Consider the following 23,782-nt stretch of genomic DNA (forward strand, 5'->3'; position numbering starts at 1 on the left):
TATGGCCCGCCCCAAAAGAAACGATAAAGCCCCCAAGGCCATTGCCTCCACTCAGTCGCTTTCGGCCTTTGTAAAAAGCATCTGTGATGTGATGCGCCGCTCCAACTGCGCCAGTGCGCTGCAATACGTGCCAGAGCTGACCTGGATTTTGTTTCTGCGGATTCTCGATGCGCAGGAAGCGCGCGAAGCGGAACAGGCTGAGGTATCGGGCAACGATTTTTCGCCCGCGCTGCGCAGCCCCTACCGCTGGCAGGACTGGGCCGCGCCCTGGTCTGACAAGGCCGGTCACCCCAAGATATCCGATGGCAAAGTCCAAGGCTGGAAGCGGCAGGAGCTGTTCGCTGCCGGGGACGGCAGGCTGTTCGACTTCATCAACAAAGAACTGTTACCGCATCTGCACGCACTGGATGTGGACCCGCGCACCAATCTGCCCAACCCGGCAGCCAGCCCGAAGCAGCGCATCATTGGCCGCATCATGACGGCGGTGGAGCGGGTGCGCGTGGATGACGAAGCCAACCTGCGCGACATCCTCGACCGGGTGCATGAAATCAGTATCGATCACATCGACGACCAGCACTTCTTCACGCTGTCGCAGGTGTACGAAGATTTGCTGCTGAAGATGGGCGAGAAAAATTCCGACGGCGGCCAGTTCTTTACCCCGCGCGAGGTGATTCGTGCCATGGTGCACACCGTGAATCCATCGCTGGGTAAAACGGTGTACGACCCCTGCTGCGGCACAGGTGGCTTTCTCGCCGTGGCGTATGAGCATGTCGAGCGCAAACTGGGCAAAATTCCCGCGTCTACCGACATAGAGAAGCTCAAGCACGATACGTTTTTCGGGCGGGAAAAGGAAAATCTGGTCTTCCCCATTGCGCTGGCCAATCTGGTGCTGCATGGCATTGACCAGCCCAATCTGTGGCATGGCAATTCGCTGACGCGCCGCGCCACTTACGCCGAATTGTTCCGCCATGCGCCCGCGCAGTTCGATGTGATCCTGACCAATCCGCCGTTCGGCGGTAAAGAGGGGCGCGACGCGCAGAAGAATTTTGCATTTGAAACGGGCGCCACCCAAGTGCTGTTCGTGCAGGACATCCTGTCCGAACTGGCGCCGGGTGGCACCTGCGCCATCGTGCTGGATGAAGGCTTGCTGTTCCGCACCAACGAAAGCGCCTTCGTGGAAACCAAGCGCAAGCTCACCGATGAGTGCGATCTGTGGGCCATCGTCAGTCTGCCGGGCGGTGTTTTTTCCACCGCAGGTGCGGGCGTGAAGACTAACCTGCTGTTTTTCACCAAGGGCAAGAAGACCGAACGCATCTGGTATTACGATCTGTCGTGGGTCAAGGTGGGCAAGAAAACCCCGCTGACGCTGGCGCACTTCGGCTTTGGCAAGGATGGCGAAATACTGGCGGATGATGCCTTGCCCGCTATCCTCACTACCGACTGGCTGGCCGATGAAGAAAACGCAGGCAAGCCTTTCCCCAGCTACGCCCGCATGCTGCAACACCACGGCCAAGCCGAGGGTGCCAGCCGCTATTCCTGGACGGTGGATTTCACCGCCCGCCGCGCCAAGGCGCGCGAGGAAATGCAGCCGTTGCAGGACAAGGCTGCTGGCATCAAGGCAACTGTGGTGGATCTGAAAGAACGCCTCAAGCAACTGAAGAAAGCCAAAGCCGACGCGAAACAGATCGAGACATTGGAAACGGATATTCGCGAGCAGGAAAAAGCGGCTCGCGATCTTGAGGCCGAGGCTGCAGCCATCGACGCGGCGGTGTTCGACCTGAAAGCCGTCAACCCCAACGCGGTGGCAGTGATTGATGACCGTACGCCGGGTGAAATCATTGAAAGCATCGCGGCGCAAGGAAGGATCGTGGCGGATGCTCTGGCTCGGTTAAATCAGCTGATGGCCGCACCGGAAGCGCAAGCGTGAAAAAAATCAAAGCGGGCTTACAGTTCCGCAAGTGGGCCGCGGGCATCATCGAGCAGTCCTCGGTGTAGTACCGGAAATACCCAATATGTATCAAATCCGGCGAAGGGTCTAGCTTCGCGGGTTTTTATGTCTCACAGTATCTCAGGAAAACCGACACTGCCCGGATGCTGCAGCCCGACGGCCAACCGACGGCACGACATGGCGGCGATGGCTACGCTCAGGCCGTAACAACGTCGATGAACGACTCGGAATAACCCAGCCGTTCGTTTATCGACATCCGCATCAAGCGGCTTTTTTCCGATAGCCGGCCGCGCCCAATCCGAGTGCGCCGCTCAGGAACATCCAGACCGCGGCAGGCAGCGGGACTACCGTGGTTTGAAAACTGAAGGTGCCGATACGGGCGTTGGCGGCTCTAGCGACTTCGGCACCCAGATGGTCGAAGCCCCAACCATACCCCAAACTGCCGTTCAAGGTGAGAACATTGCCGGTTAACTGCGTTGTCACGTCGAACAATTCGAAAGCGACGGCGGAAAAACCGACTTGGTTATAGATCACCCACGCCGAACTTTCCGGCGTTTTTTGCTGCTCCGCCGGGTTGTATGCCAGGATCATATCGGCCATTAAGACTCTGTTGGTCGGTGGATCGACATCGACTCGATAACGCATCCCGCCGGCCAAGCCGATGTTTCCGGTCGCGGTGGCGGCGATGTTATTGGGATCGAAGCTAAAAGTCGTCGGGCTGTTGTGCCGATTGGTCGGATTGGGTGCGACGCTTGCGCCGTTCACGGTGAACTCAAGACCGATTGCGGAGATTTCGTTCGCCGCATAGTTCGTGAGATCGACCGGCGTGTTGGAGTCGCGCAACTGGGCAAATGTTTTCGAAGCCGCCGAAGCGTCGAAATACTCTTCTACATAAATCGACGGCGCCGGCGTGTTATCCAAGTCGATTCCGGCAGCGAACGCGTTCCGGTCCAGGTTGAGAATCAACGAACCGCCGGCCACGGTGGCGGCGTGCGCGGATGTCGCGAGCAGCGATGCGGCGATCGCGACAACGTTTAAAGATTTCATTTTGTTTCCTTGTTTTAGAGGTGATTCCAATACCGGCCCTAACTGAAAATCCCAGGCGGCCGCGCCATTGCTGGCGGAAGCGTTCAACGCTCGGCGCTAGATCCGACGCCGGGTTTGAACCGGTGTAACTGGCGGCTGGGATAAATTGGCTCGGCACCGCCGATATTGCCGGGCAGATCGACGACGGTGCCGGCTGGCGGCTTAGGCGGACAATCTGATTTTTTCCGCGCGCTGAACCCAATAGCCCCAATAATCCGCTGCCGAATAGCCAAACGGCCGCCGGTACCGGTACTGCCGATGGCGTCAGGCTGAAAGTGCCCAGCTTGACCGACTGGCTACCATTCAACAGCAAGTTCCAGGAAAAGGATTGAGCCGTGAAATACACGTCGCCGCTCAGCGATAACTCGCCGTTGGCGTTAACCGATTCCGAGGCATTGACCAAACGGAACAGTGCCGGTTGGCCAAAGCCGTTGCTGTAGGTGAAGATGTCCCATTGACCGGCGGTTTTTTTCAAAAAGAAATCGGCGGGATTCAGATAGGTGCCACCAGCCGCCGGCTCCATCCGGAAAGCGCCGCTCAAGCCGATTTGCCCGGCCGCGGTGTTGCCGGCGTCCATCGTCGTGGCTTGTTGCTTGCGAGCGGCCCCGTAGTTGATGGTCGAGGTATTGCTATTGACCGCCAACGACACGCTAAAGGTTCCGGTCTGGCTCAGCGCGACGCCTCCGGTTGTATCCAGAGTGATCGGCGTGGCGTTATGGTTTTTATCCCAAAAATTAGCGATATACCAACCTTCGGCACCCGGTATAGCCGAAGTAAAGGCGGAATTGTCGATTGTTAAATTCGCCACGCCGCTAACAAGAGCCGCGTTGGCATCGGTTGTTGTCAACAGTCCGCCGAATAGACCGATTGCCAGAACGCCGGCCGAGGCCAATTTGTGGCTATGTTTTTTAAATAGATACATGGTTTTTCCTTGTAGATTTATCGATGGTTAAGTTATGCGGCGGGTTCCAAGTTTGTAAATCGACGCGGCCGACGCCGTGTCTATCGGCAAACCTTGCCCGCCGGTAACCCGGCCGTCTTGTTCCAAGACCCGTGGCTTTCCGGCTCCGCCTCGCGGCGGGTGTGGCGTTGCGCCGCAATCCTTGCGGCATCGCTGCTTCCGCGAACGATTACTGCCTGAGCTTCCAGCAATTCCTTCCAATAACTCGAGCTCCCGACGGTCTCCTCACAAAACGCAGGCGGAGTTGCGGCGTAGCGACGCTGCAACGGAAAGGCCGCGAAGGCAGATTAAAGTCGGGTTTTCGAGTCAATTAGCGACGAGCAAACACTAGGCCAAATCTGATTCGCCTTGAATAACAAGGCTTGGCACGGCGAATCCGGCGCCGGCCCTCGAAAACTAAGTTATCTCACGCAATCGCCGCGTGAAATCCCGCGTCGCCGCCGGAACTGACGCGAATCCGGGTGCTACTCTTCCACCCATCTGAAGCGCAGCGCAGCGCTGGTCAGAAACAGCAGTGTCATTGCCGACAGCGTCAATAACGCCGGCGCAATATCGCTTAATCCGGCACCGTCTATCATCACGGCGCGCGCGGCTTGCAGCATGTGGGTCAGCGGAAAAATCAGCGTCAGGTTCTGCAACAGCGTCGGCGCGCCTTCCAATGAAAACCAGACCCCGGACAGCAAAATCATCGGCAAGGTCAGCAGGTTCAGGATACCCAAGGCCAATTCTTCGCTGCTGGTCCTGCTCGCCATCAACAAGCCGAGGCTGATCAGGGTTACCGAACCGAGTACCGCAATCAGCGCCAACAGCGCAAAAGCACCCTGGACTAAAAAATCGAACAAGGCGTGCATCGCCACAAATTGCAGCACAATCGCCAGCATCAACATCGCCAACCGGCTGGCGACTTGCGCCGACAGGAATTCGAAGGCGTTGACCGGCGAGGCTTTCAAGCGTTTAAGCACGCCGTTTTTACGGTATCTGACGATGGTGAAACCGACGCCGAACAGACTGCTGTGCATGATGTTGATGGCTAGAATGCCGGGCAAAACCCAGTCGAGGTAGCGCACCTGCCGCCCGGAAACCACTTGCTTTTTCCAGGTCGTAGTTTGATCGCCGGCCAATAGGATTTTTTCCAACAGGTAGCCTTGCGCGGCACTGTCGTTGATCCAGTAACCGTCTTCCGAGCCACCCCGGACCACCATATCCAACTGATGGTGCTGCAGTTTGGCTAGCGCCTTATCCAGCTCGGGGTAGTCGATGAACTGCAAATATTGGGTGGTCTTGAATGCGCTGATTTGCGGACTTGCCTCGCCGACCACGCCCACTTTAAACAGCGCGGTATCCTTGTCGTTGAATATCGCCGCGATGCCGACGATCAACACCACCGGAAACACGAAATTCCAGACCCAGGTGGCTTTGTCGCGGATCAATTCGATATTGCGGGCTGTTAGCAATGCCAAAAAATACTTCATCTCAACTTCTCAATGAGTGGCCGGTTAATTTAAGAAACAGGTTTTCCAGATTCGGCGTGGCGACCGTCAAACCTTCCAACGAAATATTCAGCCGAGTCAGTTGGGCGATCGCCGCTTCCACATTGGCGGTGACGAACTCCACCGTTTCGGCGCCGGCACTCACCGCGAACGGCAAGCCTGGAAGCTCCGCCAGCCCGCTGGCCCGCGGCAGACGGATCATTACGCCGTCGAAATGCTCCTGCAACAGGTTCTCCGGCGTGTCCTGGACGATAATCCGGCCTTGATCCATGATGGCGATTTCGTCGCAAAGCTGCTCGGCTTCCTCCATGTAATGCGTGGTCAGGACGATGGTCTTGCCGCGCTGTTTGATGTCCCGAATCAAGCTCCAGAAGTTGTGGCGCGATTGCGGGTCCAGACCGGTGGTGGGTTCGTCCAGAAACAAAATGTCCGGATCGTTGATCAAGGCGATGCCCAGCAACAAGCGTTGCCGCTGGCCGCCGGACAGCTTGCGGGAATCGCGGTTGATATAGTCCCCTAGCGCGCAGGCCTCGATAATGTCGTCGAGCGGCAGACTACGCGGGTAAAGCTTCTGAAACAGTTGCAAGCATTCCTTCACCGTCAAGGTTTCCGGCAAGGCGGTATGTTGAAACTGAATCCCGATGTGCTGGCTGTAGCGTCTATCGATCGGTTTGCCGCGAAACAGGACGTCGCCTTTGCTCGGCTTGAGTATGCCTTCCAGCATTTCCAGCGTAGAGGTTTTGCCGGCGCCGTTCGGTCCCAGCAAGCCGAAGCAGGTCCCGGCTTGCAGCTCGAAACTAACGCCGGCAACCGCCGTCGTTTCTCCATAGTGTTTCTCCAAACCACTGACGCTCAGCAGACTACTAGTCTGGTCCGGCTCGACCAGCGGCGGCACGGCGAGCGTTGACGGCTGAGCGGCCGGCTCGGGATTCAGTTCGCGCAACCAAGCCGCGCAATACGGCTGCTTGACTACCGTGAAATGCTCACCCTTGGCCTTGATCACATTGACGGCTTGAAAATAATCGTCCCACTCGTTGGCCGCCAACCAGCCTTTACTGCCTTCGGCGATCACCAGCGTCACCCGATACGGCAACTTGGCGGTGTAACGGTAACGGGCGGTAATCGACGCCTCGGTCACTTGCCAGATTTTCCGAAAATGCCCGGCGTCCAGATTCGGAACGATGTCAGCCAATAACGACGCAAAGCAGTCTTTCCACTCCGCGTAGGGCTTGGTTTTTAAAATTTCGGCAATCGCGCCGCGATAGGGCTCGGGCGAAATTCCGGCGTTCGTCAGCATGAAGTTGCAGAATGCCTTGACCGAGGCCTTGTCCACGCTGCTTTGCCGCAGCAACAAACCGCTATCGATCAACACCACTTCGCCGATTTCGTAAGCCGAATCTTGCAACTGGCGCAGCATTTCGTAGACCACGGTGCCGCCGTAACTGTGCGCGTACAAATTGATCCGCCCTTGCGGCCAAACGCTTTTGATCTGGGCGATATTGTGCGCGGCCATGTCCTCGACCGTGGTCGCCGGCGGCTCGTCGCTATAGCCTTTCATTTGCAAGCCGTAAACCGGCCCTTCCCGCTTCAGGCACTCCGCCAGTTCGAAATAGCCGTCGCTCAAGCCGGGCATGCCCGGCACGATAAACGTCGGAATCCCCGAGCGCAGATTGAGCAAATACGCTGAATTGGTCAGTTTTTCCAGCGGGCGCTCTAGGTAATCGCTCAAGGCTTTTATCGTCGGATATTTGAAAATATCGGCAAGATTCAGCGAGCTGTCGGGGAGAATGGCGTTAATCCGGCTGATCAGTTGCACGGTCAGCAAGGAGTGGCCGCCCAACTCAAAAAAATTGTCGTTCACGCCGACCCGCTCGACGTTCAACAGCGCCCGCCAAATTTCGGCCAGTTGTTGCTCCAGCTGGCCGCGCGGCGGGCTGAAATCCCCGCGCCCGGCCAGCCAGCTCTCGGCTTGCTGTGCCAGTGCCTTACGGTCGATTTTGCCGCCCGGCGTCATCGGCAGGGTATCGAGTGCCAGCACCGCCAGCGGCACCATGTAATCGGGCAAGGTGCGGCGCAGAAAAGCCTTCATGACTTCTGGCTCGGGCGGATTGCCGTCGTGGGTATAAAACGCCAACAGTTGCTTGTTATTCTGGCGTTCGCTGACGACCAGCACCGGCAGTTTGACAGCTGGATGCCTAGCCAGCGCAGTCTCGATTTCGCCTAACTCCACCCGAAACCCGCGAATCTTGACCTGATGGTCGCGGCGACCGATAAAGGCCAGATTGCCGTCGTCCAACCAGCGCACCAGATCGCCGGTTTTATACAGTTTGCCGGCACCGAACGGATTGGCGATGAATTTCTCGGCGGTCAATTCGGGCTGATTCAGATAGCCGCGAGCGACACCGGCGCCGGCGATGTGCAGTTCGCCCGGCACGCCAATCGGCACCGGTTTGAGTGCGCTGTCCAGCACGTAGACTTGGGTGTTGGCCAGCGGCTTGCCGAGCGGTATCGCTTGGTCGGGATCGTGGGCCGGGTCTATCGGGTGCAGCAACGAAATGACGGTGGTTTCGGTCGGGCCGTAGGTGTTGATCACCGCGATGTTCGGGTTGCGTTGCCGCCAAGCCCGATAGTTTTGCGCTTCGGCTTTTTCGCCGCCGATCACCACCCGGCTCAGCGCGGTGTCGCTGAAGTCTTGGTCCACCAGCGTATGCCAGTAGGCGGTGGGCAGGTTGATCAGACTGACTCGGTGGCGTTGCAGCAGGCTTTTTAAGTAAGCCACATCGGTGAAACGCTCGCCGTCCATCATCACCACCGCCCCGCCGCTGAGCAGGGTCGGAAACACTTCCTCGACGAAGATATCGAAGCTGATGGTCGAAAACTGCAACACCCGGTCGCGCTCGTTGAGACGGTAGGCGGCAATCGCGGCCAGATTGTGATTGACCACGTTGCGGTGTTCGACCATCACCCCTTTGGGTTGGCCGGTGGAACCGGAGGTATAAATCACATAGGCCAGATGCTCGGGAGCCGCGCTGGGACGCGGTTGCCCGGTGCTTTGGGCGATCAACGGCCAGTCGCTATCCAGCGCCACGGTCTGAATCGCCAGACCCGCGCGCATTTCAGCCAAACCTTCGATCAAGCCGGCTTCGGTCAACAGCAGTCGAGCGCCGCTGTCCAACAGCAAGACTTTGCTACGTTCGGCGGGGGTATTGGCGTCCAGCGGCAGATAGGCGCCGCCGGCCTTGAGGATGCCGAGCAGGCCGACCAGCATCAGCGGCGAACGGCGCAGACACACCGCCACGATGGTGTCGGCCTGGACGCCAAGCTGTTGCAGATAGACGGCCAGCCGGTCGCTTTGCTCGTGCAATTCCCGATAACTGAGCGAACTCTCCTCGCCGATCACCGCCACTTGCTCGGGGGTTTTCAAGGCCTGGCGGACGAACAGGTCGTGGAGGCAGGCGTCGGGAAGCTGATTGGCGGTCGAGCGGCTCCAGTCGTCCAGTATCTTGCGCTGCGCGTCCGCGTCCAGCAGCTCCAGTTCCGCGAGCATGCCGTGCGGCGACTCAACCAGGTAGCGCATGATGCTGGTCAGATGCTCCGCCATCCGCTGCACCGTCTGCGGCCGATACAGATCGGCGGCGTATTCGATCCCGATCAGCGCATGCTCGTCTTCGAACTCGTTATAGGTGAAGGTCAACTCGAACTTCGCTTCATTGATCTCGAAATCGAACAAGGGCTCCAGGCGGCAATTGCCGAACGGTAAGCCGCTGAGCCGAAGCGGGGTGTAGTTGATCAGGACTTGAAACAAGGGGCTGCGGCTTAAATCGCGCTCCGGTTGCAGCAAATCGAAAATCTTCTCGATCGGCACCTGCTGGTTTTCCTGGCCTTCGACAATCACGGTGTGAACCTGCTCGAGCAAGGCGTTCACCGTCAAACCGGTTTGTTCCGGCGGGTTAATCCGCATCACCACGGTATTGACGAAAAAACCGACCACAGCTTCGATTTCGCGCTGATTGCGGTTGGCCACCGGCATGCCCAAGCAAATGTCGTGTTGGCCGCTGTATTTTTTTAACAGCAGATAGACCGCGGCCATAAACAAGGAGAACGGAGTGGTTTTGCGCGTTCTGGCCGCTTGTTTAACCAATTTACCCTGCTCCGAACTCAACTCGAACTGGAGGTAAGCGCCGCGCCCGCTGGCGCTCGCCGGACGCGCAAAATCCAACGGCATCTCAAGATTCTGGTAACCGGATAACTGGCGCTGCCAGTAAGCCAGTTCGCGCGTCAGTTTGGCATCCGTGTGGGTTTCCCGCTCCCAACCGGCATACCGGGCGTAATCGACCGGCAAGGCCGGCAACGCAGGCGGTTTACCTTCGACAAACGCGGCGTAGGCTGCCGCCAGATCGTTCAATAACACCCGCATCGACCAGCCGTCGGTCACGATGTGGTGCAAGCACAAGGCCAGGATGTGGGTTTCCGCCGCCAGGCGCAGCAGCATCGCCCTGAATAATGCGGAAGTCTCCAGATTGAATGGCTGCTCGATAAAGCTTTGCAGCCGTTGTTTTTGTTCGCGGTGTTGCAGTTCGCCGCTAAACCGGCTCAGATCGTGTTGCTCGATGGCGACCGCCGCCGCCGGCCGGATTCGTTGCAACGGCGTGCTGTCCAGCGCCGAAAAATTGGTGCGCAAGGCTTCGTGCCGGGCGTAAATAAAATCCAACGCCTTGGCCAGCGCGCCGATATCCAACGGCCCTTCGATCTTGCCCAAACCCGGCACATGGTATTGGCCGCCGAAACCCAGCCGGTCCAGAAACCACAGGCGCTCCTGCGAAAACGACTGGCAGGCGATCTTGTCGCCGGCCAGATAGCTCAGAACCCCGGCCTTCTCCGCTTTTAGCGCGGACTTCACCGCGTCGGTCAGCAGGCCGGCGCCGGCTTCGACGCACAAATCTCCGGCCGGCGACCGGGTCAAGCGCGCGCCGTTAGCGATCAACTCGCTCAACATGGACTTGCTGCCGCGAATTGGATGAATCCCAGACTGCGATCAGAAACCGAATCGCACCACCGATGCCGTATGCCGTTAAACAACGAATGCCTCCAGATGTTTCAGATAGTTAGCCAACGAATCTTCGGCCGGGGCGCGGCCGCTGTTCGCAATCGCCACGGCCAGTTGTTGAATGTCCGCCGCCTCGAACAAAGTACTCAGCGCCAGTTCGACACCCAACGCCGCCTTGGCCCGCAACACGATTTGGATCGCCAGCAAGGAATGGCCGCCCAACGCGAAAAAATTGTCCTGAGTCCCGATCCGGCCGATACCCAATACGTCCTGCCAAATGTCGACCAAAGTGGCTTCGATGGCGTTGCTCGGCGCGACGTAACCCGCCTCTGCCGAGCGCTCGACCGGCCGCGCCAGCAACGCTTTGCGATCAACCTTGCCGTTATCGGTCAACGGCATTTGCGTCAATGCCACCCAGGCGGCAGGCACCATGTAATCGGGCAAGCGCTGGCGCAAATACGCGATCAATTCCGCCGTCTCGAGCGCTATCCCGGCCTGGAAATAGGCAACCAACTGCTTGCCCCCGGCAAATTCCCGGGCAACGACGACGGCGTGGCGAATGTTCGGATGCAACAGCAAGGCCTGTTCGATTTCGCCGAGCTCGACTCGAAAGCCGCGAATCTTCACTTGCTGGTCTTGCCGGCCGATGAACAGCAACTGGCCGTCGTCGCGCCAGCGTACCAAGTCGCCGGTCTTGTACAGCCGGCCCGGACCGAAGGGATTGGCGATGAATTTTTCGGCGGTCAATTCGGGCTGGTTGAGATAGCCGCGGGTAACACCGGCGCCGGCAATATGCAATTCGCCGGGTACGCCGATCGGGACCGGTTGCAGGTCGCTGTCCAGGACGTAGACTTGGGTGTTGGCCAGCGGCCGGCCCAGCGGGATCGGCTGGTCGGCGGCGGCCGCTTCGATGGGGTACAGCGTGGCGATGACGGTGGTTTCGGTCGGGCCGTAGCTGTTTATGACCCGGATATTCGGGTTGCGTTGCCGCCAGACCCGATACTTTTCCGCTTCGGCTTTTTCGCCGCCGATCACGACCCGGCTTAGCGCGGTGTCGCTGAAGTCTTGCTCCACCAGCGTATGCCAGTAGGCAGTGGGCAGGTTGATCAGGCTGACCCGCTGCCGCTGCACCACGCTTTTCAGGTAGCCGGCGTCGGTAAAGCGCTCGCCGTCCATCATCACCACTGCCCCGCCGCTGAGCAGGGTCGGAAACACTTCCTCGACGAAGATATCGAAGCTGATCGTCGAAAATTGCAGCACCCGGTCGCTGCCGCTGAGTTGGTAGGCGGCGATGACGGCCAGGTTGTGATTGACGACGTTGCGGTGCTCGACCATGACGCCTTTGGGCCGGCCGCTGGAACCGGAGGTGTAGATGACATAGGCCAGATGCTCGGGACGCGCCAATTGCCGCGGCGGCTCGTCGATTTGGGCGATCCGCGGCCAGTCCCGGTCCACGGCAACCCGCGGCAGGTCCAAGCCCTGGGTCATCTCGCGGGCATGCGGTTCCAGCGCCGCTTCGGTCAATATCAGTTTGGCGCCGCTGTCCGCCAGCAGCAGTTTGCCGCGTTCGGTTGGGGTGTTGGCGTCCAGCGGCAGATAGGCGCCGCCGGCCTTGAGGATGCCCAGCAGGCCGACCAGCATCAGCGGCGAACGGCGCAGACACACCGCCACCAGGGTATCGGCATGGACGCCAAGCTGTTGCAGATAAACGGCCAGCCGGTCGCTTTGCTGGTGCAGTTCCCGGTAGCTGAGTGAACTCTCCTCGCCGATCACCGCCACCTGTTCCGGGGTTTCCAGCGCCTGGCGGACGAATAGCTGGTGCAGGCAGGCGGCGGGAACCGCGACCGTCTGCGTCGCATTGAACCCGGTCAACAGACGTTGCTTTTCCGCCGCCGCCAGGATTTCGATGGCGCTGACGGCTTGATCCGGATTGGCAACCACACCGGCCATTAACTGTTTGAAACAGGCCAAGTGCCGGACAACGCTGGCATCGTCGAACAAGCTGCGCTTGTACTTGATGTTGATTTGCAGGCTGTGCCTGAAATCGTAAATTTCGAGCGTGTAATTGTCCTCGGTTTGCTGAAACACCTCGTACAAAGTCTCGACGCCCTGCAGCGCGTCGGCGTTATGTAACAGCTCGTCGAAAAAATTCTGGTAGGTGTAGGACACCGGAAACGGGTTTTCCTGGGGATTGGCCAAATGCAAGCCCAAGTCCGACAACAACCTGGGAAACGGATAGTGCGCATGGTCCAGGCACTCGAAAAACCGGCGCCGGGTTTGCTGCATCAACTGATTGAAGGAAGCTGCCGGCTGCACTTGGCACGGCACGACCATGACGTTGATGTAACAACCGATACTGTGTTCGTAGGCCGATTTGGGCCGCCCGCGTACCGGCGTCGTCACCGCCGGCGCCGCGTGCCGGGTCAGCTTGTATAAAAAGACTTGAAACAGCGCCAGGAACAACACCGCCAAGCTGGTTTTTCCGCGCGTCGCCAAGCACTTCAGGACTGCCAGCTCGGCACCGTCCAGCCTGAACTTTTGACAACCGATACCGGCGGCCGACAAGCTGGCTTGCGGCAAATAATCGTAAGGCAGATTCAAGGTCGCCGCTCGATCGGCCAATAATTCGCGCCACCAGCGTGCGTCTGCCGCCCCGTCAGCGCCGGCCAGATAGCGCCGTTCCCAATCGACAAAATCCAGAAACGCCAGATCGGGAGCGCGGCAAACCAAGGTCGTGCCGGCCCCTAAGGCGTGATATTTCTGCCAGAACGCGGCGATAAACAAGGCCCCGGAGGTGCCGTCGAACACAATGTGGTGAATGACGAAATAGACGTAAGTCCCGGCCTCGGCCGCATCGATCGCATACAGCCTGACCGGCGCGTCCTTGGACAAATCGAAAGGCTGCCGCAACAATTCCCACAAGCAGGCGTCCAGCACCGCCGCCGATTCCAGTCGCATTTCGTGACAGTTGATACATGCTGCGACCGGCCGAATCCGCTGCACGCAAGCGCCGGTCTCGGCGTCGACCTCGAGCGCCACGGTAAGAATGGGGTACTCGGCCAGCATCGCCGCAAGCGCTTGCTGCAATAAGGCGGCATCGACGTTGCCTGAGACCTTGAACGTCAACGGCACGTTAAACGCGATCGACTCCGGCGCCAGTTGATTGACGTACCACAGACCCTTTTGCACCTCCGACAACGGACCGCAGATAGCCGCATCGGCCAAACCCGGCGCCTCCCCGCTTGAGCCGGTGCTGCCGGCCGGCGTTTTTTGCTGCAGTTTCAGCGCCAACAGCGCAAAAAACCCGGCAAAGTCGTCGACACCCAGCACCTGGCTGAATTTGATGTCCAACCCCAGCGCCTCGTTCAAACGGCCGACGAACTGCACCACGTCGATGGAATCGAAACCGTAATCGATCAGGGAAAGCGCCAAGTCGAGCGAGCCCAGCTCCAGCTTAAAAATGTCTTGAACCAACTCGGCTAGCACCGCGGCGCTGGATGGATCGAGCCCCAACTCCGCCAGGGGCCGATCGGAGGCCCGCGCTGCGCACTGGGCGATGCTGCTGGCGGCAACCGCGGCATCGGCCCGGTATTCCTCCAGAACGACATGGGCGTTTACCCCGCCGATGGCATAGCTGTTCAGGGCCGCGCGTTTCAGCTGATCGGAACTCGGCCAAGGCCGACCCTGGCGTTGCAGAATCAACGCATGCCCGGCGGCCAAATCGCTATTGACCGCATCGAGACCGGCGATACCGGGCAACAAACCGTGCTCGAAAGCTTTTAACACTTTGATAATCGACGCCATCCCGGAAGCGGCTTCCGGGTGGCCGATGCTGGGTTTTACGCTGCTGACGTGCCAGCGTTTGCCGGAATCGGCGCTGGCTTGCCGGTAGCTTTGGTCGACGGCGCCCAATTCCAACGCATCGGCCATCGGATTGCCGATACCGTGCGCCTCGACGTAATCGATCGAGTCGGCGCTGCAGCCGGCATTGGCGAGGCTCAATCGAATCGCTTCCTTAAGCCCTTGCGGATTCGGCGCCTCGAACGAATAGCCGCGGCCGCCGTGGTAAACCGCCGATCCTTTGACTACGCCCAAAATGCGGTTGCCATCCTGCTCGGCATCGGCCAAGGGTTTCAGGATCAACACGCCGCCGCCTTCGCTACGCAGATAACCGTTGGCGGTAGCGCCGAAACTTTTGGTCTGGTTGTCGCGGCTGAGAATATCGCGGTAAAGCCCCTGTCGCGCCGCCTGAGCGAATTCGTCCGCAGCAATCAGGTTGACGCCGCCGACAATCGCCTGCCGGCATTCCCCGGCCCGCAAACTTTGCACCGCCCGGTGCAAGGCCAGGTAGACGCTGGTGCAAAAGGAATTGACCGTCTCGCTCGGCCCTTTCAGGTTCAGCCGAAACGAAATTTTGTTGGCAAGCGGAATCCGATACGCCACGTCCGCCGTCGGCAACGTTTCCCGGCAGCCGATGAAAACCGCGGTCGGAGTTTTCGCCAATGCCGCAAGGTCGAGCCGATACTCCAGCAAAGCGTCCGCGATACATCGATACAGCAATTGCTCCTGCCGCGGCAAGGCTGCATACTCGGCTTCCGAGATCGGCAATGCCTCCGCCGCTTGCCGCTTGCCAAGGTCGATTCGGCCATAGGCCAGTTCCGGCGCTTCCGAGCGGCCCGAGACCTGCAACGGCACCCCGGACACCACCTTTTGCCATAACGCAACGGCATTTTCGGCTTCCGGGAAAATCCCGGCCATGCCGACCACGGCAATCGCCATGGCGGCTTGCGCCGGCTGCGGTCGCGCCACCAATGCCGCCGGCACAGTCACAGGCAGACAGTCCGTAGCCACCGCCGCCAAGTCCAACACCTCCGCAAGCAAATAATCCGCAAGCAAGTCCAAACGCGGATAATCGAATAGCACGGTCGACCGCAACGCGCAGTGCAAGCGCTGTTCCAGTTCCACTTTAAAGTCGACCGCCTGCATGGAGTCTGCGCCGAGTTCGCCGAAGTTGCGGTCGTCGGCGACATCGTCGGGATCGTCCAATTCCAAAAACTCGACCAGCAAACCGCGGATAAAATCGATCAAGATGCGTCGGCGCAAATCCGGCTGAGCTTGGGCAAGCCGGTCTAACACGCTGAATGCTTCATGCGTTTCGCAGTAGGCGTCCGCAAACTGTATATCCGTCCCCATCGTGGTCTGAATAGAGTCAAAAACTATGGATAGTTGGCGCAAAATCGATGTGCGGAATCGGCGTTCCGTTAAGCATCCGGGCGTAACACCGCCAACGTTACCTCGCCTTTGGATTTGCCAAGCTTGTCGTCGTGAAAATGGCAGAACGTCTTCAAAAACGTGCAGCGAGAGGTTTTCTTCACCAAACTAATGCCGAAGGTTCCGTAAAACCGTTTGGCATTAATAAAGCTTTGATAGCTTGAATTTAAATTCGCAATTAGAAAGTTGGACAACTGCTTCTCGAAAAAAGAATCCGGCTCGTATTCGTTTAACTCCGGAATTAAACCGTGCTTGATGCAATATCCCAAATGAACATAAGCGATTTGGTTGTAACAAATATTGTATTCGACGGCGTTAAAATGCCCGGTATCGTCGATATAGCAGGATTCCGGAATCGAAAACTCGCCGTTCATCAACATACCTTGTAATCCCAGCCCTTCTTGCTGCTGAAAATAAGCCTTCTTCAGATATTGGCAGTGCTGCCGATATGGCGACAATACCTGATTGACGAAGGAACCTTCGATATCGGTTAACGTCAGCGCGTCGCATTCCGCTAATTCAGTGATTGCACTCATGAGTTTATTCCTACGTAAAAAGGTAAGTCGTCGTAAATACCGATGCGATAGCTTTTGCTTTTCTCGCCTGGTTTTACCGAAGAGGCTTTATGCACCAGCGGCCGGTTATCCCAGATAATCAAATCGCCTTCCTCCCAATAATGGGTATGAATATGTTCCGGCTGCTCGGCGAAGTCGAATAAGGCCTGCATTACCTTTTGATTTTCTTCGTAAGTTAAACCGGCCAATTTGGTGGTAAAACCGCTACTGATATAGAGAATCTTTTCGCCCGTGACCGGATGCTGTATCACCGCCGGATGAATAACCGGCGGTACTTCGTTATGGATCCGGTCGAGTAACTCGGCCAACGACTTGTCGATATCCGACGCTTGAACTTTGTAACGCAGTTTGCCTTCGTGAACGGCGCTTGCCGTTTCGACATAGGCTTTTAATTCGGCCGGCAATTTTGCGTATACCGCGGCCATGTCGATATAAGACGTTTCCCGGGCGGATTTCGGGAATACCAAGGGATAGACCGACGTAAAAGACAGTGGGTGGGGTTCGAACGCACAATCGGTGTGCCAGTAGCGCCCGGTGCCAGCCACGCCAAGCTTTTTGCCGTCCGCCTCGATCACGTTGGACGAGACGAAGATCTCGGCATGGTCGGGATGATGGTACTGCGGCTGAAAATACACTTGCGGCCGACCCAGTTTGCGGGTGAACGCCACATAACGTTCCGCCGTCAATTCTTGACCGCGCAACACCACCAGTTTGTTTTTATAAATCAACTGCCTTATCAGCGCTAACTCCGGCGCATGGTCAGACAATTCGTTAACATCCAATCCAATAATTTCGGCGCCGATATTACCGGGCCTTGCTTCTTTAATTTCCAGGCCTGAAGTTTCAGTAGTCATTCGCTTATTCCAATTTCAATAATTTCGCCAAAAGTAAACAGTATTACCGGCAAGATATTCTCGAACGTCAATTGCCGATACCAACGTAAAAAGGCAAATCGTCGTAAATACCAACCCGATACATTTTGCTGGTCTCGCCCGGTTTAACCCCCGAGGCCTTATGAATCACCGAACGGTTATCCCAAATGATTAAATCGCCCTCTTCCCAATAATGGGTATGCACGTGCTCCGGACGCTCGATAAAATCGAATAATGCCTTCAGCGCCATTTGATTTTCTTCATGGTCCAGTCCGGCGATTTTTATCGTAAAACCGCTACTGATATACAACGAGAATTCGCCGGTTACCGGATGTTGAATGACGGCCGGATGTTCGACCGGAGGCACTTCGGCATTGATGCGCTCGAGTAACTCCGCCAGCGATTTATCGATATCGCTGGCCTGAACCTTATACCTGAGTTGGCCGGCGTGAATATAGGTTTTGGCGTCGACATATTGTTTTAATTGCGCCGGCAGATTTTTCAACACCTGCACCATATCGATGTACGAAGTTTCCCGCGACATTTTCGGAAATACCAAGGGATAAACCGAGGTAAACGACAATGGATGTTTTTCGAAAGCACAATCGGTATGCCAATATTTTCCGGTACCGGACACGCCGATTTTGTTGCCGTTTTGATCCGGCACGTTGGACGAAACAAAAATTTCGGGGTAATTCGGATGGTGGTACTGCGGTTGGAAATAAACCTGCGGCCGGCCCAGTTTACGGGCGAATGCCACATACTTGGCTTCGTCCAGTTCCTGGTTACGCAACACGACCAGTTTATTGCGGTAGATCAGACTCCGAATCATCCCGAGTTCAGGCGCTTCGGCGGACAAGGCGTTTATGTCCAGGCCGCGGATTTCGGCACCGATTTTGCCGGGTTTAGACTCGATCACTTCGATTTCGATGGTTTCAACGCTCATTCAGGCACTCCTATAAGCTCCAGTGATGGTGGTGGGTTGGTACTCCCGGCAGGTGTCGACTGGCGCACGACGCTACCGATTTGGCCCTGCAATCCAAGGCGGCCGCCAATAGCGCGCGGCCTAATTGACTTGCCGGGATTGTGCGGTCCAATAAGGTGTCCTCAATTCCCGCTTCAATATTTTTCCGCTTGGATTCCGAGGCAGCTTTTCCAGAAAGTCGATCGATTTCGGCGCTTTGAAGTCGGCAATGCGCTGGCGGGTAAAATTGATCAATTCTCGCGGCTTGATCGTCCAACCCGGTCGCAACACCACAAACGCCTTAACGACTTCGCCCCAACGTTCGTCCGGGACGCCGATAACCGCCGCCTCGGCGACGCCGTCGTGCTCGCATAGCGCAGCTTCGATTTCGGCCGGATAGATGTTCTCGCCGCCGTAAATGATCATGTCCTTGAGCCGGTCGCAGATAAACAAATAGCCCTGGTCGTCGAGATAACCGGCATCGCCGGTGCGAACCCAACCGTCGGCGGACAGACATTCCCGCGTTGCCGCCGGATTGTTCCAATATCCGACCATATTGGCCGGCGACTTGATGCAGATCTCGCCTATCGCCAGCGGCGGCAGGCAACGGCCTTCGGCGTCGATCACCCGCAGCTCCACCCCCGGCAAAGCCCGGCCGGCAGATTCCAAACGCTTGGGGTTTGCCGGCTCATGGTCCTCGGGGCGTAAACAAACCGCCATATTGCCGGTTTCGGTCATGCCGTAGATTTGGAAAAAGCCGCAACCGAACCGCGCCATCGCCTTCTTCAGCAAGGCCGGCGCGATCGGCGAACCGCCGTAGAGAAAGCCCTTTACCGACGACAAATCCGTGCTATCGCAGGTCGGTTCCGCCAGCGTGGTCTGAATCATGGCCGGCACCATCGGCACTTTGCTGATCCGGTGGCGCTCGATCAATTCCAACACTTTCCAGGCCACAAAGGTGTCGATGACAATGCCTTGCGCGCCGGCAATGAATCCCTGTATCGCCCACCAGATCCCGCCCATATGGAATTGCGGCAGCGATATCAACAGCCGGTCTTCCGGATTCAGATCCATCCAAAGGTCGCCTCGTTCGCGCATGCCCCGCATCAGCCTGAAGAACGCATCATTTTGCAACTGCACCCCTTTCGGATGGCCGGTGGTACCGCTGGTATACATTTGCACCACCACATCTTCCGGACGAGGCTGCAAAGCCGGCGGCGTTGGCGGAAACCGGTCCCGCCAGCCCTGAAAACTTGGGTATTCGCCCAGTTCCGCGTCTAACACGACAATTGTGCGCAGCCGCGGCAGTGCGTGTTTTGCCGCGGCAACACGTTCGAGAAAATCTTTAGCCACAAACACGATTTCGACTTCGCCGTTTTGCAGGATATAAACGCTTTCCGCCGCGGACAGGCGCCAGTTAATCCCGATCAGCACCGCCCGCGCCTTGGCGCAGCCAAATAAAATTTGATAGCTGTCGATACTGTCCTTGGCCAAAACCGCAACCCGAGCTTGCGGCATAATCCCCTCGGCGACTAATCCGGCAGCAACTTGATTGGCATGCCGGTCGAACTGGCTAAACGTCGAACGACAGCCTTCGAACACGAAAGCGGTCGCATCGCCACGCTGTTGCGCTTGCCAAGCCGAGATTCCGGCCAGAGTTTCCGGGGCTGATAACGTCATTGTGCTTGCTAGAGATAAGTATGATGCTTTTACATAAAGCAACTAGAATGCCACCCGGAATTTCCGTGGCAGCATAAATCGGCACATAAAACTCAATATATTGATTTAATTAAATTTATTTAATTAAAAATCGACTAAGCTCACCGGGCTTGAACCGGCAAATCGGCCCCGCTCAGCGGCGTAACCGGCCGCCAACATATCTAGCAAGAAAAATGGGTGTTTTGGCGTAATTTTTTTGAGTCAAATCACATAGCTCAAAAACCGCGCTCGTTTTCAGCCAGCCCGAGCATCGAAGCGGACGATAAAACCTTTCCGCATCGCAATTGGAGAGCAACCTTTCCTGGCTGCTGCCGAAATATCGGAATCCGAGCTCAGGGAATTTTTCGCCAAACCGGCTGACCGGCATCTATGGCCAACACTGCAGCTTGGCGATCGGGAGGAGGATCAGGCGGATGAAATGAAGATTGGTGCCCGCCCCGCGGGAGCGGCTTGAATCAGCCACGATCAGGAAGCGGAATTGGTTCGGAATATGGTTTAGTTGAAACCCAAATTGGCTTGAGCCGGAGCGCCGGCAGCCAGATACCCTTAATAATTTGGATCGTCGGCATCGGTCTGCCCTTGCTCCCGTGATTCCAACCCGCCACTACTTCAAGCAGGGTAACTGCCCAGTCAGCCGTGACTTCAATTAAAAGCGCCGCTTGGGCTGCCTCCTTCCGTTTTAACGCTTGCCATGTACTCCTGATAAATTTTGAGCGCTTGTTCGTCCAATGGAAAACTCGAAAGGGCCTGTTGAGCAGCGGCTTGGACTTTTAGGTCTTCGCTCGGGTTTTGGAGTACGGCTAACAAGGAATCGCGGACATTTTCGTAACTAAAGCTGCCGTTACCCAGCGCCGATACTGCCAAGTTGCGCACGCCAGTATCGGAATCCCGCGCGGCTTTGGTAAAAATTTCCAACGTGGACTGGTCTTTGCCGGTCCATTGTGTCAGCACTTGTAAGCTATTGCGGCGCACTTCGGGATCGGCACTGGCGGCCAGCGGCGAAACCGCTCGAATCACGTCCTGATGCTCGGTGCGGGTGGAGACGCCTTGCCGATTTAAACTGGAAATCGCCGCGCTGGCCAGCCGGGGATCGCTATCGGCAACCTTGTGCAGCATGTCTATGACTTGCGAGCGAAGTTTAGGATCGTTGCCGGCCGCGCCACCGATCAACTGCAAGGCATTCAAGCGTTGCTCGTCGTTGCCGTCGCGCAGGAGTTGCGAAGCCGCGTCTTTTAGCTCCGGCATCACTTCTACGCCGCCGGACATGGCCAATATTTCGCTCAAGGTGTTGCCTAAATCTGTGCCGCTGGCATGCAGGAATTGGGAGATGACTTGGTTGCGCGCAGCCGGATCGCTTTGTAAATGCGCGATGAGTTGCTGGAATTCCGGGCTATTGCGCAAAGCGTCCATATCCGGATTTTGCGCCAGTTTGGCGTCCAAAGCCCCCAATAATTCATGCGTGTCCCGAGGGGCTGCTTCAGTCTCAGCCATGGGTAAAGCCTGAGTCCGAGAAACTGCGGCGCCACGGTTTACGGCCTGTTCTGAAAGGTGAATGCCGGATGCCGATGCTGCCAGCCGTGAAATTTTGCCCGATTGCTCGCTTTTGCGGTTGGCGGCAAGCGGGCGCGGCGTCGTGGGCTCCGAGGCGCTTTGATTGGCGAGACTCGCTGCGTCTGAGAAATCAATTCCGCGAACGCAATACCCGGCACCGAATGCCGCCATAAGGAGAGACAGAGATAAAATTTTGGAATTAGGCATAATTCTTAAAGACTCCCGCGAAGCTTCGCAAACGAACGGTATCTCGCCGAAGCAGGCGTGCTGCGTCCATTGCCGCCTGCTCCAAGCCACTAAAAACGTCTATTAAGCAAGTACTGCGGTACGGCGTTTAAAACCCAGCCAGCCCGCCAAGGCACTTCCGAATAACCACACGGCTGCCGGCACCGGCACCGGTGCCGTTTCCGCGCCGACATTCATCGAAATATGCCCTAGCACTTTTTCGGTGATATCTCCAGGATAGGCATTGAAATGAAAAAAGTTACTCCATTGAGACGCGCCCCATTTGTAATCCGCGCTTAAGGTCGTATAGCCCGTTGTCGGATCGACGCCGAACACCGGGTTGATTAGTTCAAATATGCTTCCAGGCGCCACGCCGCCACTGCTACCGATGTACCATTTGTATTCCTGAGTCATCCGATCTTGTTGCAGGCGGATATCCAGGCTGGCAAACCACAGCGAGGCGCCCGGTGCGATAAAATCGCTGTGCAGGCGCAGCGAGCCGCCCAGACCGATTGTTAAAGGCGTTTCCTCGCCGGGATAGGGATTATAACTGCTGGGTACCCAACCGGATTTTTCAGGCCACCAGACCCCTGCTCGCAAATCATCGACTTGCATGGTAAAGCCGCCTGGCGGTTGATCAAGGGGCACCCACTCATCTTGATTGTAGATACGCCATTGCGCCACGGCTTCCGGATCGGCTGTGCCATTGGCTATACGCGCCTCCGAGGCAAGCTCCGAACGCTTAATGGCGGTAGGCGAGTTATGATCCAAAAATAGCTGCGGATATAAAAAACGATTGCCCTTGGTATCCGACGTCGGTCCTTCAGACCCCTCTATGGGGATTCCATGGATATCGGTTCGAGCCCGCGTCGGCAGCAAGGTGGCCCAGGCTTGACGGTCATAGGTCAAATGCGCTTCCCCGCCTATAAACCCTGGAGGGAAATAAGTGGGTTCGAATACTGTTGAGGCGAAAACTTGCGTGGATAGTAGCAGCGAATTTATCAAAACTAATAATGCGTGTTTTTTAACGGGTTTTGTTGATGGCATAGTCAATTTTCCTTTTAAACTAAGGCGGACAAAAAGGGTGCAATGAATTTAAAGCTAATTAAAACTTATTGAAAATAAATCAGGCTTGGCTAGCTGCAGGTATGGTGGATTTTTGCAGGTGGTGGGTAATTTTTCGAACCCCAACATTTGCCGCTTCGAATTATTTGGCTTCACTCGCGGTAACCTCAAACTACCGCGCTTTAAAACTGAAACCACCCGAGGTGTTTTGCTAATTCACTCAAATGGTTTCAATTTATCGATCAACCGCAGTCTAGTAAAACTGAATCAATAGACTTTTAGTTGTAGGTATATGTCACAGAAATTCTACCGACTAAAGCAAGTGCCTCTGAACCAGTAGGGGTTGCGCCTGCCGAAGTTTTATATGCTTTTTGTTGCGGATATTCATTTTTTCTCCTTTGTTTTGACTGAAAACTTTAATTTCCAAATCAAACATAAATTGGCGATTATTAATTTGGCCGCCAAGCGATTAAAGAACTCTAACACTCCTGCTGACTCCATCGGAGTCGGCGCGAAGTTTCCACCGAGATTTACAGAGTTTCAATGAGGCAAATTGTCGCACCACCAACCAACTCGGCAACACTATCCATACTGTGTAAATAACTATTTTAAATACCGCAATTTTGGCTAGTTTTACGGCATATGCCGCAATTACCATGGGCAGGCAAAGTTTCTATCTGAAAAATATTTTTTACTGCCAACAACCGCCGAAATTTGCTAACATCTAAAACAACGCATTAGCAGGTTGGTGAAAAACCATATTTGAGACGCTAATTTTGCTCAATCGAACCAGTATTTAGTAGGAAAATATCGGCACTAAATATAGAGTCATTTAACGCCAAAAAAGAGTTTTTCACCAACCTGTTAAGGCTAATCTATATTATTCAATTAGTTACTTTTTATAGCTGCATGAGATAGCGGTTTATCTTGGTAAAACCCGGTATTTACGACAATATTACCAACCTTATTAATACTATTCACGGCAGGACGACGCCCACCTGGCAACGG

12 protein-coding genes and 1 riboswitch are annotated in these 23,782 nt (G+C 56.4%); of the genes, 1 reads left to right on the plus strand and 11 read right to left on the minus strand.

The window, feature by feature from the left end:
* The first annotated feature begins 1 nt into the window (after position 1).
* A complete protein-coding gene (locus PL263_RS10565; protein WP_278209397.1) occupies positions 2-1,927 on the plus strand; it encodes a type I restriction-modification system subunit M in 1,926 nt (641 codons plus the stop codon).
* 282 nt (positions 1,928-2,209) lie between these two features.
* Here the strand turns inward: PL263_RS10565 and PL263_RS10570 are convergent, their stop codons facing one another.
* The 11 genes from PL263_RS10570 to PL263_RS10620 form a co-directional block, all read right to left on the minus strand.
* Positions 2,210-2,869, minus strand: coding sequence for a VPLPA-CTERM sorting domain-containing protein (locus PL263_RS10570; RefSeq protein WP_278209398.1), 660 nt, complete (start codon positions 2,867-2,869; stop codon positions 2,210-2,212).
* Entirely contained in the window at positions 2,862-3,956 is a 1,095-nt protein-coding gene (locus PL263_RS10575) for a hypothetical protein (protein WP_278209399.1), read from the minus strand. The genes PL263_RS10570 and PL263_RS10575 overlap by 8 nt, the downstream gene beginning before the upstream one ends.
* A gap of 99 nt (positions 3,957-4,055) precedes the next feature.
* Positions 4,056-4,132: riboswitch (cyclic di-GMP riboswitch) on the minus strand.
* A gap of 327 nt (positions 4,133-4,459) precedes the next feature.
* On the minus strand, positions 4,460-5,467 hold the full coding sequence (locus PL263_RS10580; RefSeq protein ID WP_278209400.1) for an ABC transporter permease: 1,008 nt from the start codon (positions 5,465-5,467) through the stop codon (positions 4,460-4,462).
* 1 nt (position 5,468) lies between these two features.
* The gene (locus PL263_RS10585; RefSeq protein ID WP_278209401.1) at positions 5,469-10,481 is read right to left on the minus strand and encodes a non-ribosomal peptide synthetase; all 5,013 of its coding nucleotides are present in this window, start codon (positions 10,479-10,481) and stop codon (positions 5,469-5,471) included.
* 75 nt (positions 10,482-10,556) lie between these two features.
* On the minus strand, positions 10,557-15,725 hold the full coding sequence (locus tag PL263_RS10590) for a non-ribosomal peptide synthetase (RefSeq protein WP_278209402.1): 5,169 nt from the start codon (positions 15,723-15,725) through the stop codon (positions 10,557-10,559).
* 68 nt (positions 15,726-15,793) lie between these two features.
* Positions 15,794-16,339, minus strand: coding sequence for an FcoT family thioesterase (locus PL263_RS10595; RefSeq protein WP_140913760.1), 546 nt, complete (start codon positions 16,337-16,339; stop codon positions 15,794-15,796).
* Complete coding sequence (locus tag PL263_RS10600; RefSeq protein ID WP_278209403.1) at positions 16,336-17,232, minus strand: TauD/TfdA family dioxygenase; 897 nt, start codon at positions 17,230-17,232, stop codon at positions 16,336-16,338. The genes PL263_RS10595 and PL263_RS10600 overlap by 4 nt, the downstream gene beginning before the upstream one ends.
* Positions 17,233-17,299: 67 nt before the next feature.
* Positions 17,300-18,196, minus strand: coding sequence for a TauD/TfdA family dioxygenase (locus tag PL263_RS10605; RefSeq protein ID WP_278209404.1), 897 nt, complete (start codon positions 18,194-18,196; stop codon positions 17,300-17,302).
* Between the two features lie 120 nt (positions 18,197-18,316).
* Positions 18,317-19,894 (minus strand): long-chain-fatty-acid--CoA ligase, encoded by a 1,578-nt coding sequence (locus PL263_RS10610; RefSeq protein ID WP_278209405.1) that lies wholly within the window; start codon positions 19,892-19,894, stop codon positions 18,317-18,319.
* 681 nt (positions 19,895-20,575) lie between these two features.
* Positions 20,576-21,424 (minus strand): HEAT repeat domain-containing protein, encoded by an 849-nt coding sequence (locus PL263_RS10615; protein ID WP_278209406.1) that lies wholly within the window; start codon positions 21,422-21,424, stop codon positions 20,576-20,578.
* 369 nt (positions 21,425-21,793) lie between these two features.
* Complete coding sequence (locus tag PL263_RS10620; protein WP_278209407.1) at positions 21,794-22,756, minus strand: hypothetical protein; 963 nt, start codon at positions 22,754-22,756, stop codon at positions 21,794-21,796.
* Positions 22,757-23,782 lie beyond the last annotated feature (1,026 nt).

It is taken from the genome of Methylomonas sp. EFPC3, assembly GCF_029643245.1.
GTDB classification, from domain to species: Bacteria; Pseudomonadota; Gammaproteobacteria; order Methylococcales; family Methylomonadaceae; genus Methylomonas; species Methylomonas koyamae_B.

What these genes read in the sequence shown, in the direction of transcription:
- PL263_RS10565 (WP_278209397.1), top strand. Translation starts at nt 2, where the DNA reads ATGGCCCGCCCCAAAAGAAACGATAAAGCCCCCAAGGCCATTGCCTCC.
- PL263_RS10575 (WP_278209399.1), bottom strand. Translation starts at nt 3,956, where the DNA reads ATGTATCTATTTAAAAAACATAGCCACAAATTGGCCTCGGCCGGCGTT.
- PL263_RS10580 (WP_278209400.1), bottom strand. Translation starts at nt 5,467, where the DNA reads ATGAAGTATTTTTTGGCATTGCTAACAGCCCGCAATATCGAATTGATC.
- PL263_RS10585 (WP_278209401.1), bottom strand. Translation starts at nt 10,481, where the DNA reads ATGTTGAGCGAGTTGATCGCTAACGGCGCGCGCTTGACCCGGTCGCCG.
- PL263_RS10590 (WP_278209402.1), bottom strand. Translation starts at nt 15,725, where the DNA reads ATGGGGACGGATATACAGTTTGCGGACGCCTACTGCGAAACGCATGAA.
- PL263_RS10595 (WP_140913760.1), bottom strand. Translation starts at nt 16,339, where the DNA reads ATGAGTGCAATCACTGAATTAGCGGAATGCGACGCGCTGACGTTAACC.
- PL263_RS10600 (WP_278209403.1), bottom strand. Translation starts at nt 17,232, where the DNA reads ATGACTACTGAAACTTCAGGCCTGGAAATTAAAGAAGCAAGGCCCGGT.
- PL263_RS10605 (WP_278209404.1), bottom strand. Translation starts at nt 18,196, where the DNA reads ATGAGCGTTGAAACCATCGAAATCGAAGTGATCGAGTCTAAACCCGGC.
- PL263_RS10610 (WP_278209405.1), bottom strand. Translation starts at nt 19,894, where the DNA reads ATGACGTTATCAGCCCCGGAAACTCTGGCCGGAATCTCGGCTTGGCAA.
- PL263_RS10615 (WP_278209406.1), bottom strand. Translation starts at nt 21,424, where the DNA reads ATGGCTGAGACTGAAGCAGCCCCTCGGGACACGCATGAATTATTGGGG.
- PL263_RS10620 (WP_278209407.1), bottom strand. Translation starts at nt 22,756, where the DNA reads ATGCCATCAACAAAACCCGTTAAAAAACACGCATTATTAGTTTTGATA.